This is a genomic window from Rhodopirellula sp. MGV (assembly GCF_002251265.1).
In the GTDB taxonomy this organism is placed as follows: domain Bacteria; phylum Planctomycetota; class Planctomycetia; order Pirellulales; family Pirellulaceae; genus Stieleria; species Stieleria baltica_A.
Window position 1 is genome coordinate 20,966 of sequence record NZ_NPDI01000024.1, and the last position, 12,705, is coordinate 33,670.

Consider the following 12,705-nt stretch of genomic DNA (forward strand, 5'->3'; position numbering starts at 1 on the left):
CCCCCTTGTCGATTGATCCATGATTCGATGCCACACGTCCAGATGCAGTACCGGCCGTGAACCGCAACGGTTCCTGATCGCGTTGTTCGGGTTTGCACTTGTGTTGGCGACCGGCTGTTCCTCGCCGCGGCGGGTGTTCTACCACGACGGCAAGATCCAGATGGGCGACGTCAACGGCAAGATGCAGTTGGGTGGCACGATGGGGGTCGAAGGAAAGCTGCAAACAGAAATTTCGATGGGGGGCGACAAACGCGAGAGCACCGTACTTCCCATTCAAGTCGAGGGCACCGCTTCCAAACGCGGCGGCAAGATCGCCGTTGTCGATGTGGACGGGATTTTGGTCGACAAGGCTTCACCGGCCTTGCTTTCGGCAAGTGAGAATCCGGTCGCAATGTTTCGCGAGAAGTGTGATGCCGTGATCGCAGATAAACAGGTCAAGGCGGTCGTGCTGCGTCTCAACTCGCCCGGAGGCGGCGCTACGGCGACCGACATCATGGCGCGTGAAATTCAACGTGTACGCACGAATCGGGAGATCCCCGTCGTGGCCTGCGTGATGGACCTCGGTGCCGGCGGGGCGTACTACTTGGCGACACAATGCGACGCCATCGTTTGCCACCCGACCAGTCTCGTTGGCGGCGTAGGAGTCATCCTGAACGTCTACAACTTAGAAGACACGATGGGCCAATTCAACGTGCTTTCGACACCGATCAAAAGCGGCGACAAAATCGATGCCGGAACACCAGAACGCCCGATCGATCCGAGCGAACTGGCGATGTTGCGCGAAATCGCTCAAAGCTTTCACCAGCAATTTATTGAACAGATTGTCGAGCGACGCCCCGACATGCGAAGCAGCGTAGACAAGTGGTCTGACGGAACGGTCTACGCAGGTGCGAAGTCAATCGAATTGGGCATGGTCGACGAAGTAGGCTACATCGACGAGGCAATTCGTCTTGCGGCCACTCGCGGCGGATTGGGAACCGACCCCGAAGTTGTGATGTATCGTCGTAAGAACCAACACGCCTACACGGTGCTCGATAGCAATGCGGATGGCGCAAGCCTGCCGTCGCTATTGCCCATTCATGTACCAGGACTTGAGCGACCATCGATGCCGACGTTCCTATTCATGTGGCAATCAGATCCGTCGCTCGCATCAACATTCTGAACGAGATGCCCGAATGCGATTGTTCGATGACCTTCCAAGTGCGGGTTTAATCTGGTTCAAAGGCGGTCTATTTGCCTTTCTCGGAGTTCTGTCGGGCATCGTACTAATTACTCGATTGAGCCAGTGGTGGGATGCCCTGATTCTTGCAATCTGCATCTGGAGCTTTTGCCGGGCGTATTACTTTGCGTTCTACGTGGTCGAGCACTGGATCGACGAAGATTTCAAGTTCTCAGGTCTTTCCGCGTTTGCAACTTATTGGTGGAACAAACGTCGGGGACGTTGAACGATTGAAGCAATCGCCAACACACCGCCTGGTTGGCCACCGAACCCTAGACCAAAACGGTGGGTCAATTCTTGCAAGACTTGGCGTAGCCACGTCGAGGCCGCAAAAATTGGCGGATTATTTCCAGAATTAGCGTTCGCATCATGGTGGTAAGCACCGTTTTGGTACGCGTGATGTTGTAGAGTTCGCAAACGCATTCCGAGCCAGTTTCGGTCGCGACTACGTCGTCCGAAAAGTCTTCGGATTGCCGCCAAGGCATTTGCAATGGACTGCATCTACCCCTCACGATGCCGCGCCACGTGCTTTGCTCAATAAGACTTCGTCGAGATCACTCGCTCACCAACTGATACGTCTCCAACAAGCTTCCACTCAAGTGATTCCGAACCCGACTATTGATGACATTTGCCGTAAAATTGAAACCTCCGTGCAACGCGTGGCTTCAATCACTGAACTCCGCTGCACTAACGAAGACGGCAAATTCGTGCTTCATGGCCGCGCCTCATCACGTGAAGAAGCGCTCTTAGCAGGCGTTGCAGCGCGTTTGGTGCCTGGCGTACAAACAATCTCAAGTGAATTGAAAGTTTCGCGTTCCTAAAACTGGCCATGCGATCGATCGATATTCGCACGAGCGGCGATTTAGCGTCTGAGTTTGAGTCGACGATCTGCACCTGGCTCCGCGAATTTAACCAAACGGCCAATCCCGTTTGGTGGAAAGCCACCTCGGCGCCGTCTTCACAGGCGGCAGCCTTGTTCGTGATTGCGACAGACTGTTCCGATCTCGTCGGCGGATTGATCGGATCCACCTCTCTCAAGTGGCTCCGAATTGACCTGATGGCGGTCAAAGACGACTCGCGCCGACAAGGAATTGGTCGGCTGTTGGTCGAGGCCGCGGAAAAAGAGGCAATCAAACGCGGCTGCCATTATTCGTTCGTCGACACCATGGAATACCAGGCGCCGGAATTCTACGGTCGCTGCGGATACAAGGTTGCTGGCGAAATTCCCGATTGGGACTCTCACCAGCATCGCAAGTTCTTCTTGACCAAGAACCTGAGTTCTTAACCGTCATCCCGACCGCTCATCAGTCCTGCCATTTGAGCTCAATCAGCCGGATATCACAGACAGCGGACTTGGCCAGCTTGTTGCAGCTTACTTTCAAGCTGTAGCTGCCAGGCTCCAGTGCGACCGAGCCGATCGAACGTGGAACGAAGTTTTGAAAATGTCCGGTGTCTTCGATCGTCAGTGGAAACGTTTGCACGACACGCCCATCTTCCGCAGTGATGGCAAATTCAACTTCGCTGCCGCCTTGCCCGGTGCCGCAACCTTGGTGAACCACGACGTCGAATGTTTCGCCGCGATCGAGTGAGAATTTCCAAGTCACCGTATCACTGGGAACGGTCCAGTAACCAACGGTGTTCTTGTGCGGCTGAGGTTCATAGCGAAGCTTTTCGCCGCTTGTTTCGGCATGATGAGCTGGCAGTGATACAGATCCGTCCTTGCTCTGCTCGACAACGAATGGCTTCTCACAAAGACGGACGGTCTCGATCAATTGCATGTTGATGGTGGCCGGATACTCCAGGTCATCAGGGACAAAAATGCGCCAGTGGTCGATTTCAGGAACGAATCGTAGTTCGCCGGTATAGCCCTCGGCCGCGATCGATTTCCAGCGGTTGTTCAATCGAGGCAGCGCGACAAAACCAGATGCCGGCTTTTTGCTAATTGAAAACGTGACCGAACTCTTCGCGGCCTGAACCGTGCCCCAATCCTCGGACTGGTTCCAATGATTCGCAACGCCGGAATCGTTCGCCACAGCATCCTCGGCAGTCACACCAGACACACCGAACACAAAGCAAGCGGTCGAGAGACCCAAAATCAACGGAAAGCGGTTCATAACTACTGGTGGTAAGGGGGCGTCACACCGCCGGCAGAGACCATGCTGCCGACTGTTCGATCAAACGCCGACCATCTTACACCAGGAACTAACCGCGAGTCGGGCGCACATCCTCGAGAACTTTTTCGAGCTGTCGCATACTTCGGGAGAGCAGTACACGGATCGCCACATCGGTCTTCCCCAGTTTTTCAGCGATCTGCTTTGTCGGCATGCCTTCGGCGTATCGCATCTGAATCGCCTGTTGCTGTTCTGCAGTCAAACTGCCGACTGCTTCCTGCATGCGCATCATGCGAACGTCGCGACTGAAGACGGCACTGGGGCTGGTCATGCTGGCCGACAGAAGCTGCTCCAGTGCGGCTGAGGAGTCGCCCCCCGAGGATCCGCCTCCGCCAGCAGGGGCGTTCAGCGATTGCTGCCGATTCGCATCACGCCGCTGGGCGTCGAAATGGAATCGATGTGCATCGACCACACGGCGACGGGCGACTTGTTGCAGCCAATCCATCGGCGAATATTGGTCCAGCGGCGCGGTCGCCAAGCTGGTCAGTGCTGCCGTGGCGACGTCCTGCACCAAATCATCGACTTCCACCATCGCAAGCAAGTGCTCGCCAGTGATCGAACGCACGAAGCCAGAAAGCTGGCCGTGATTTTGTTGAATGTACGTTGCCAACGCGGCTTCGTCTTTGTTTTTGATCCGATCGATCAATTCACAATCTGAACCTTCAGACATTGTAGAATTCTCAAAGGAGGCGTTTTCGCGGCGAGAGGCAGGCACAGCGTAACCCTTATCGTGCGCATAACGCAAGGAAACGCGAATGAATTGTTTCACGTTACAAAAGTCCAGCAATCTGATTGGTGGAGCGATCGTTTCAGGCCGATAGGGTTGATTAAATCGAGGCGAAGGAATCAGCGCATTGATGTCACACTCCGACAAAGACCCGACCGAGTCGAACCGCCCAGACGCGCCAAATGCTCCGTCGCCCTCCGCGTCTGACCGATCGTCCGAGGCGACGCAGGTTTCGGAACCGGTGCGTCGCGGCGCGTGGGCAGATTCCCATTTCGCCGAGACGGCGCAGTGTGCCACGCCCTTGCCGAACGATTCTGACACGTCGAACGACTTCCAACACGTCACATCTGGCGATGCCTGTGAGCGACTTGACGAGTTGCTTGAGCAGTGTTTGGAAGCGTATCTCGAAGCAGGCCGCGGCCCGACGCCGGAGTCTCTGCGATCTTTTTTGCCAGCCGAAGGAACCGAGACCTGCCGCTTTTTGCTAACCGAATTGATCAAGTTGGACATGGCTAGCGTTGCCGAACAAGAAGGCTCGCCACCAGCGATCGAATGCTTCATCGAGCATTTCACGGACTTGATCCCTGCCAACAGCGTCCCTCTGGACTTGATTATGGAAGAGATCCAGCTCCGCAAGGAAGCTGGCGAAACTCCGATCGCTGCGGACTACCAACGCCGTTTCCCGAACCATCATGACATGATCGGTGAATTGCTTGGCGGGCAATTGAGCAACAAGCCCGAAGCGACGATGGCGGTCAGTCACAAAAAGAAGCCGCCTGAATACGAAATTGGTCAACATGTCGACGACTTTGTCATCTTACAAACACTCGGCAGCGGAGCATTTGCGAAGGTTTATTTGGCGCGACAAGATTCGATGAGCCGCCTCGTCGCACTCAAAGTCTCCACCGGAACCGGGGACGAACCTCAAGCGCTTGCCCAGTTTGATCACCCGAACATCGTTCGAGTCTATGACCAAAGGATGCTTGATGATCCACCGGCGCATTTGCTTTACATGCAATTTCATCCCGGTGGGACGCTTGCCGATGTCGTGAATTTGGTCAAACACACTGGGCCGACCGACCGCAGTGGCGACATGATTTTGCAGTGCGTTGATCGATCGCTATTGCGGACCGCACAGGCGGTCCCCGAACAATCGATGCTGCGCGACACGCTGCGCCGTTTGACTTGGCCGATGGCAGTCGCTTGGATCGGCATCCACCTCAGCCGCGCGCTTCAAAACGCTCACAGTCGAGGCGTGATGCATCGGGATGTCAAACCCGCCAACGTGTTGTTGTCAGCCGAAGGGATCCCCAAGCTCGCCGACTTCAACGTCAGTTTTGCCGGGAGTGCTGGGCGTGCCGGGGCGGCAAGCAGCTTCGGCGGATCGATCGGCTATATGGCACCAGAACACCTGCGAGCGATTTCGGCGACGGCGGTGTCCGTGCCGGAAGATGTCGGTGCGGCAGCAGACCTGTATTCAATGGCAATTTTGCTGTGGGAGCTTTGGCAAGGCCGCCGACCGTTTAGTTGCACCGGCAGTCCCCAGTCATGGATCGACGCCGTCGAACAGCAGTTGCAGGCCCGCCAAGGGTTCGAGCTTCCAATCTATGAATCGAACGATGTCGTCAGTCGACTGCTGGAACAAATTCTTCGCGATGCACTGCAGTTCGACCCTGAGCAACGCATTCGTTCGGGTGCGGAATTTGAAGCACGACTCAAGTTGGCACTCAATCCAGAAGCGGCCCGCGTGTTCGATCCCGATCCCAATAGTTACTTGGCTTGGATTGGTCGGCGTTCGCCTTGGTTGATGACGTCGTTAATCATCTTGGTGCCCAACGCTCTCGCTGGTGCCTATGGGTACTTCTACAATTTCAAAGACACCCTGGGCAGCTTGTTTGCTACCGTCGAAGGGTTAAAGCCAACCTTCGAAACGCTATCTGCCTGCATTAACTCTGTGGCGTTTCCGTTGGCAGCGGTGCTGGTGATTTACTACACCCGCCAAGTATCGCGAGGCTTGGAGCGGGTTCGACAAGGCAACGAAGCGACCGCAGAAGACTTAGACGCGACGTTCCAACTCGGCCAGCGGGCGGCCGTGATCGGCGGCATGCTTTGGTGCCTGGCGGCGGTGCTCTATCCGTTGATCCTGTGGATGATTTTCCCACAGATCTCGCGCCGCGAATTCAGCCACTTCTTTATGTCGCATGTGATCTGCGGTGGCGTCGCCGCAATCTATCCGTTCTTTGGCATCACAACCTATTCGGTGTCTTTGCTGTACCCACGTTTGGTCCGCAAGACGTTGAGTGACCCGAACTTCGACGAGCGATTGCTGCAAACCGTTGCCCGCTGCGAAGCTTATCTCTATTTGGCTTGTCTAGTTCCGCTACTTGGCGTCGCACTACTGGTCGTCAGCCAAACTGATGCCCAAGACGTGATGCTAGTGTCGTTGATCGCGACCGGCCTGGGACTGTTTGCGTCGTTCAAGGCCTACAAATATGTGCTTCGAAAACTGCAGACGATGAGCTTGGTGATGTCCAATCGCGACGATGCGGCGAGCTTGGTTTAACAGCGTCGGTAGATCGCATTTGCTCCGCGGCCGTAGCGTTCTCTGCCGCTACGTTTGCGGACCAAAAGACGGCGATGAGAGCCCAAATCTGAAATTGTTATTTCCGGTCGAAGACGCGAATCACTTCCACGATGAAGTGGATGTCGGTGTTCGGTGGCACAGCGTTTCGTTGGCCCAATTCGCCGTAGCCAAGTTCGGAAGGGATATTGATTTCGATCATTCCGCCTTCACCAACCAACTGCAACCCTTCACGGAATCCTTTCACCACGTTGTAGAGATTCAAGGTTGCCGGTTGGCCGCGTTCGTAGGTGCTATCGAAAACCGTTCCGTCTGGAAGCGTGCCGACGTAATCAACTTTCACATGGCTCGTTTCATGAGGTTTCGGTTTATCGCTTTTTCGTAGGATCCGATACTTCAGACCCGACTCGGTCGTCGTGTATTCGGTCGGCGCGTCCGCATCATAATTTGACGGCCCGTAACCTGTGGAACACCCGGCCAGCAAAACGATTGCGCAAAGCAGCGAGAGAAGAAGAGAGCGATCTGCCATTTCGACTAAAACCCATCCGGTGAAACTGATTTTTGTTGCATACGATCGTATCATGCAAAAGTTCAGACTGACCAGAGGATATTCTAATCAGAAACTAGGGAGGGCCCCCCTCGCTTCCCTAAACGCCCCGGTTCGATCAGTTCTTCCGGGACGACCGCCGCTCTCGCGAGGCGGCGACCGCCCATCCGATCAAACTAGCGGACCTCATCGGCAACGTCCGATTGTTGCCCGAATTGCTCGATCGCGGATCGCAAATCAGACTGCTGCAGCGGTGCGGCTTCCGCTGGCGAAGTCGAAGTCAGATTCACCGCATCAGTTGTGGGGCTTGCCGCGTTTGGCGCCGCACCAACTGGCTGGGAAGAGTCTGGCTGGGTAACGTTCGCCACACCGGGAGTCACTTCCACTTGCAACGGGTCGGCGGGAACGGGGGGCGACGCCAGCTCGGCCACGGGAATCGCTTTCATCGCCATCACACGAAGATTGTTTGCTTCGTTGGATTCCATGAACTGGTCATAGCTGTCGACGGCAACCAAGATCCGGCTGCATCCGACGGAGCCGCCATTGAACTGTCCCATCGCGAGTGCTTCGACGGGAAGCGTCATCGTCAACTGAATCGCTTCACCAGCCGCGATACAGTCAATGGTTTCTGTGACATTCGGGCAGGTTGGATGAATGCGTCCCAATAATCCGACCAACGTGACACGCATTCCCTGTACGTCGCGGGTGCTGCAGTTTTTGATCACGACGTCGAACGCCGGTCCACACCCGGGCTGAGGTGCCGCGTGTTGAACGATGGAATACATCTCCAAATCCCCCAGTTCCGACACGGGAACTTGGATCGGACCGAGTGGATGGGGAATATTGAATCCGACCGATTGATCGTGATCATTGTTGACGCCATAACGCATCAGCAAGGAGATCACATGGTCACAGCGTTGCGGTCCGACAAGTAGACGGTGCAAGTCGATCTCGTCCGCATCAGCTTGGTTGGGCGCGACAACTTGCGGAACCACAGTTGCCGACAACAGCATCATTAAGGCGACGGATCGTTTCAAGAGTTTGCGATTCATGACATCACTTTTGTTGGATGAAAGGGAGTGGTTAACGAACTCTTTCAACCAAGCGAAATCAGTGCTGCGTTGTTACCGGGAATCGCGTCGACGATTGTGCAATAAAAAAGACGTGTGTGCCAACAAAAACACCCGGCATCGGAACGGATCCGAATTGCCGGGTGATGTTGATTCGATTCTTGTGGCGATGCCACGGTGGCTACGATTAGTAGCAAGCCCAGTAGCTGGTGTAGACCGGTACGTGGTACGTCACTGGGTAGCAGTAGTTGTACGTGACCGGGCGGTAGCAACCGTAGTTGTAGTGCGGACGGTAGTAGCTGTATCCGTAGTTGTAGCAACCGCGGTTGTAGCCACCGTAGCCGTGGCCGTAGCCATAGCCGACACGTCGGAAGCAAGCGGCGATCGCGTCTTCATCATTCTCGTCGTCGCCCATCAAGGCATCGACGTCAGCTTGCCCGAGGATGTCTTCGTCTTCGAGTGATGCCGAACTGTCAGCAGCAACAGCACTGATGGTGTTGCCTTCCAAAGCGGCCAACGACTTCAGCAAGTCGTCATCTGCACTGACGGTTCCCATGAACATGACCATCGGCACAACGGTAAACAGGATTCGCTTCAACATGGTTTGGTTCCTTGAAATTGGATTCGACAGAGCGTTTGTTTGGAATGAAAACGGTGAGGTCTGTCGTCTGCTCGCCGCTTTCGCTGTTCTTGACACATGTAGCCAAGCGGTCGAGTTCGAAGAGTGTTTCCAACTTTTCAAGAATTCTTTTCAGGCTGCGAAATATTGATCTCGCAGCACATTGTCGAAGCGGTTTGGAGTGTCGCGGCGTGGATCGAGACAATATCGTCAATATTAGGGGCGTACCCGCCGCTCATCGCCACCGCGACAGGAATCGATCGATCGCGGCACCATTGCAGTGCGATTTGGTCTCGACGCACCAAGCCGGCTTTGGTCAACCGCATCCGACCAAGCCGGTCGCCTTCGTAGGGATCCGCACCTGCCAGGTAGATTGCCAAATCGAAGGATTCGCTTTGATGGAAACGGTCGAGGGCGCCCAAGGCGTCGGCAAGATGAGCCAAGTAGGTGTCGTCGTTTGTGCCATCGGCAAGTGGCACATCGATATCGCTAGGAACTTTTCGCAGCGGAAAGTTCTTTGCACCATGCATCGAAAGCGTGATCGCGGTGGGATCGCCCGCCAAAATTGACGCCGTCCCGTTGCCTTGATGCACATCCAGATCGATCACACAGGCGCGGCCAATTTTTGATTCCGTTTGCAACACGCGAATCGCAACCGCCGCGTCATTAAACACACAGTACCCTTCACCTGCATCGGCGAACGCATGATGCGTGCCCCCCGCCAGGTTTGCTGCAATGCCATCGGCGAGTGCTGCCAAGCCGGCGGCGATCGTCGCACCGGTACTTCGCCGCGAACGCTCCAGCATTTTCTCCGACCATGGAAATCCGATCCGACGGATCTCGTTTGTCGACAACGTACCGGTTTTTACACGTTCGATATAACTGGCATCATGACAGAGCTCCAGTTGCTGGTCCGTCGCCGCCGGTGGGACCAACAGAACATCGCCACGATGATGCGAACTGGTGGCGACGTGTCGACGCAGTCGCCGATACTTGTCCATCGGGAACCGGTGCGTTTCCGGCAAAGGCAGTTCGAAGTGGTCGGTATAAAACAGCTTCACAATTAAATCATCGAATCAACAAACGGATAAAACAAGATGAGCGATTCCCCCCAGAACCCCTACATCGCGTCCGGCCAAAATGCGGGCCCGATCTCCCGACGTGTTCCCAGCAGCATTTCCCAAACCGCAATGACAGGGGTGGTGATCACGCTTGCCCTCGCTTCCAGCGTCGTCGTTTTGTCTGGGATCTTATCTTATCTGACACTCAGCGACTTTCCGGAAGACCAACCGCTGTTCCAGTTTGGCGGCAACGACTTGCTGTTCCTGATCGTTGGTGCGGCGGCAACAATCCTGACCGTTCCGATCGCTGCCATCGTTCCGCAAGTGATGAAGAAACAAGCGACCGAACAACTCCGTTCGGCAGACGTTGACCTGCCACGACCGCTTAACGCCGATTCAGAATTGCCCGTCGAAGCGAAACATTTTTTGGGGGCGATGCAGACCAGCGCGATTATTGGGCAAGCTTTGTTCGAAGGCCCGGCGATGATGAACGCCGTGCTGATGATGATCGACCACAATTTCGCCCACTTGATCTTTGTCGCGATCGGACTGGTCGGCATCCTTGCTCAGACACCAACGGCGGGACGACTGACCGCGGCCATCGAAGACGCTTCGATGCCGCGGTAGAGCTGGGATCGCGATTTAAATCAGTCGGATTCTGATTCGTCCGTCGAAGGTGCCAACGCCTCCGCAACCAAGCTGTCTGCGGATGCCGGTAGCCAACGGAAGTCAATCACCAAGTCGTCTCCGTCAACCGACGCGATCACAGCCGGCGTTTGCTGAAGCAGGTGCGTAGCCCAAGATTGGGCGGAAAACTTGCGGTGCCGCAATCGCAACTGACGCGACGGAAAATGCCATCGCTGGCCGATACCTAAGACGGCATCGGATTGATTGATCTGGCACGAAGCGATCACCGGTGAAGCGGTCAAGCGGGTCGCCATGCGTTCCGCTCGGCTGCGGAGATTATCCACCGCCGTATCCACCAATGCCTCCAGCGGGCTGGGCACGTTGATCATCGCCGACAAAAGCATGGCGGCGATCGCTTGATTGGCGGCCGCGAATTTCCAAACAACGTTTGCACGAATCGTCGATAACAGCTCTGCTTTTCCGGCAATCACCCCCGCCGGCGCCGCGCCGATCATCGGACCTGCCGCGGCAACGACGATATCGAAATCGGATTGCAAAAGCGTTTTGACACTTGGTACGCCTTCAATGCGATCATCGATGGTGGCGATCGGCAACACCGCGACTTGGATCACGTCGTCGCCAGATAGCGCGACAGGCGTTAGTGGATGTTGGCCATCATCGGCGGTAACCACGACAGCGCGTTCAATCGACTGAAAATCGGCGACATCGACTGCGCCGACACCACCACATTGGTCGACTTGATACCCGGCAAACGCATCGGGTAGTGGCAAACCAGATGGCAATCGAATGGCGTGCGCGCGATGTACGACGATGCGTCGCTGCTGGGATCCGGTCAATGCAACCAGTGACCGAATGGCCGCATCAAAGTTGTTGGCAACTAACATTGAATGATGCGACAAATCGAGCTGCCGTGTTAGCGCATCGTCGATCTGCTGATCGGCCTTTTGCCCCAAGCAGTTGCCCTGCAATAAATCACAACCGAGTTGTACGACCGGGGCGTTCAACGGAATCCCCGTTCCTTGCGAATTCAACAATGTACCGGACGCGTTGTAGGCCACGGCGGCGATTTCGTGGTCGCGTTCAGACCAGCGGAGAATCGTCGAGCGACCTTGGTCGAACGCACCGCGTGCGGTTTCGCTGGCCGTTTTCACAATCGCATCGAGACTTTTCGATGCGTTGTCGGGAAGTTCGCGAAGCAACTCGCTGGCCTGTTGCCGAACCTTTTTAATGGTTTCCGGGTCGCTCGCTTTTCGGGCCACATCGGCAACGCCGTTTCGAATCGCATCGACGGCCCAGGGTGGTAAACGCATGAAAGTAGTATCGTCTCGGTGGTGATTCAAACGCCGCGTGCCAAACACTGTTGTTGGGCATCGCAAACGAGTATTGGGGTTAGTAGCGGTCTTGTTCGGATTCCGCCCAAACGATCGCCCGAGCGCCGTCAAAACTGACGTGGATCACCATTGGGGTGCAACACACCGGGCAGTCTTCGACGTAGCTTTGCGTGTGGCCGGCGATCGGGTCGAGCGGGATAACGATTTCCTCGCCGCAGTTTTCGCAAATGTAGCTGCCTTCGCCATCAAAGTTTTCGGTTCCCGCATCATTCAAATCGACATCGGAGTTGCCGACAGGATCTCGGGACTCAAACAGTTCGCTTTCATCCATGGGAGCACCATTGTTTCGACGAGAATGTGTTTTCTAGATTCACACGATGCTAGATTCACACGATGTCCGGAATATCCCTGTGGATGTTGCGAAACTGCCGCGTATAGCCAGTGTTGTACGGAATAGACGGCAATCGCGTTTCCGACAGGACGACGTTCTGATTGGAATTGTATCATGCCGTCAGCCTTTTCACGCCTCTGGTGTCTTTGACTTGCGGTTAGGAATTCGACAATGAACGACAAGCGAAAATGGTTGACGCGTCGCGTCGCCAGTGTTGTGGCCGGAACGGTCGTCCTTGTGGGCGCGGCAGCGGCGACGTTGATTTGAATGATGCGGGAACCGAAAACTTTGATGGCGAAGGCAGCTACATTTGCGAAAACTGCGGCGAGGAAATCGTTAC

14 protein-coding genes are annotated in these 12,705 nt (G+C 55.5%); 6 read left to right on the forward strand and 8 right to left on the reverse strand.

Annotated features, from left to right (window positions below):
* Positions 1-19: 19 nt before the first annotated feature.
* From CGZ80_RS07700 to CGZ80_RS07715, 4 genes are all read left to right on the forward strand, one after another.
* Positions 20-1,162 carry a S49 family peptidase gene (locus CGZ80_RS07700; protein WP_094413027.1) on the forward strand — a complete coding sequence of 381 codons (1,143 nt, stop codon included), beginning with the start codon at positions 20-22 and terminating at the stop codon, positions 1,160-1,162.
* Between the two features lie 13 nt (positions 1,163-1,175).
* On the forward strand, positions 1,176-1,445 hold the full coding sequence (locus tag CGZ80_RS07705) for a hypothetical protein (protein WP_094413029.1): 270 nt from the start codon (positions 1,176-1,178) through the stop codon (positions 1,443-1,445).
* Between the two features lie 373 nt (positions 1,446-1,818).
* Positions 1,819-2,040 carry a BON domain-containing protein gene (locus CGZ80_RS29215; protein ID WP_409994535.1) on the forward strand — a complete coding sequence of 74 codons (222 nt, stop codon included), beginning with the start codon at positions 1,819-1,821 and terminating at the stop codon, positions 2,038-2,040.
* An 8-nt stretch (positions 2,041-2,048) separates the two neighbouring features.
* On the forward strand, positions 2,049-2,504 hold the full coding sequence (locus CGZ80_RS07715; RefSeq protein ID WP_094413033.1) for a GNAT family N-acetyltransferase: 456 nt from the start codon (positions 2,049-2,051) through the stop codon (positions 2,502-2,504).
* A 19-nt stretch (positions 2,505-2,523) separates the two neighbouring features.
* Here the strand turns inward: CGZ80_RS07715 and CGZ80_RS07720 are convergent, their stop codons facing one another.
* Together CGZ80_RS07720 and CGZ80_RS07725 are read right to left on the reverse strand one after the other, a co-directional pair.
* On the reverse strand, positions 2,524-3,333 hold the full coding sequence (locus tag CGZ80_RS07720; RefSeq protein ID WP_143543790.1) for a hypothetical protein: 810 nt from the start codon (positions 3,331-3,333) through the stop codon (positions 2,524-2,526).
* 88 nt (positions 3,334-3,421) lie between these two features.
* Positions 3,422-4,060, reverse strand: coding sequence for an RNA polymerase sigma factor (locus CGZ80_RS07725; RefSeq protein WP_094413037.1), 639 nt, complete (start codon positions 4,058-4,060; stop codon positions 3,422-3,424).
* A gap of 187 nt (positions 4,061-4,247) precedes the next feature.
* Here CGZ80_RS07725 and CGZ80_RS07730 point away from each other — a divergent pair, with 187 nt between their 5' ends.
* Positions 4,248-6,680: a bifunctional serine/threonine protein kinase/MFS transporter gene (locus CGZ80_RS07730; protein ID WP_094413039.1), complete on the forward strand. Its 2,433-nt coding sequence runs from the start codon at positions 4,248-4,250 to the stop codon at positions 6,678-6,680.
* 97 nt (positions 6,681-6,777) lie between these two features.
* On the opposite strand, the gene CGZ80_RS07735 is transcribed toward CGZ80_RS07730, so the two are convergent.
* The 4 genes from CGZ80_RS07735 to CGZ80_RS07750 all read right to left on the reverse strand — a co-directional run bounded on the left by CGZ80_RS07735 (position 6,778) and on the right by CGZ80_RS07750 (position 9,995).
* On the reverse strand, positions 6,778-7,227 hold the full coding sequence (locus tag CGZ80_RS07735) for an FKBP-type peptidyl-prolyl cis-trans isomerase (RefSeq protein WP_094413055.1): 450 nt from the start codon (positions 7,225-7,227) through the stop codon (positions 6,778-6,780).
* Between the two features lie 194 nt (positions 7,228-7,421).
* Positions 7,422-8,297, reverse strand: coding sequence for a hypothetical protein (locus CGZ80_RS07740; RefSeq protein ID WP_143543791.1), 876 nt, complete (start codon positions 8,295-8,297; stop codon positions 7,422-7,424).
* Between the two features lie 205 nt (positions 8,298-8,502).
* Complete coding sequence (locus CGZ80_RS07745; protein WP_094413043.1) at positions 8,503-8,916, reverse strand: hypothetical protein; 414 nt, start codon at positions 8,914-8,916, stop codon at positions 8,503-8,505.
* Between the two features lie 137 nt (positions 8,917-9,053).
* The gene (locus CGZ80_RS07750; protein WP_094413045.1) at positions 9,054-9,995 is read right to left on the reverse strand and encodes a histone deacetylase; all 942 of its coding nucleotides are present in this window, start codon (positions 9,993-9,995) and stop codon (positions 9,054-9,056) included.
* Positions 9,996-10,031: 36 nt separating this feature from the next.
* On the opposite strand from CGZ80_RS07750, the gene CGZ80_RS07755 reads away from it, so the two are divergent.
* Positions 10,032-10,622: a hypothetical protein gene (locus tag CGZ80_RS07755; RefSeq protein ID WP_094413047.1), complete on the forward strand. Its 591-nt coding sequence runs from the start codon at positions 10,032-10,034 to the stop codon at positions 10,620-10,622.
* 20 nt (positions 10,623-10,642) lie between these two features.
* On the opposite strand, the gene CGZ80_RS07760 is transcribed toward CGZ80_RS07755, so the two are convergent.
* On the reverse strand, positions 10,643-11,953 hold the full coding sequence (locus tag CGZ80_RS07760) for a hypothetical protein (RefSeq protein ID WP_094413049.1): 1,311 nt from the start codon (positions 11,951-11,953) through the stop codon (positions 10,643-10,645).
* 79 nt (positions 11,954-12,032) lie between these two features.
* On the reverse strand, positions 12,033-12,305 hold the full coding sequence (locus CGZ80_RS07765; protein WP_094413051.1) for a CPXCG motif-containing cysteine-rich protein: 273 nt from the start codon (positions 12,303-12,305) through the stop codon (positions 12,033-12,035).
* Positions 12,306-12,705 lie beyond the last annotated feature (400 nt).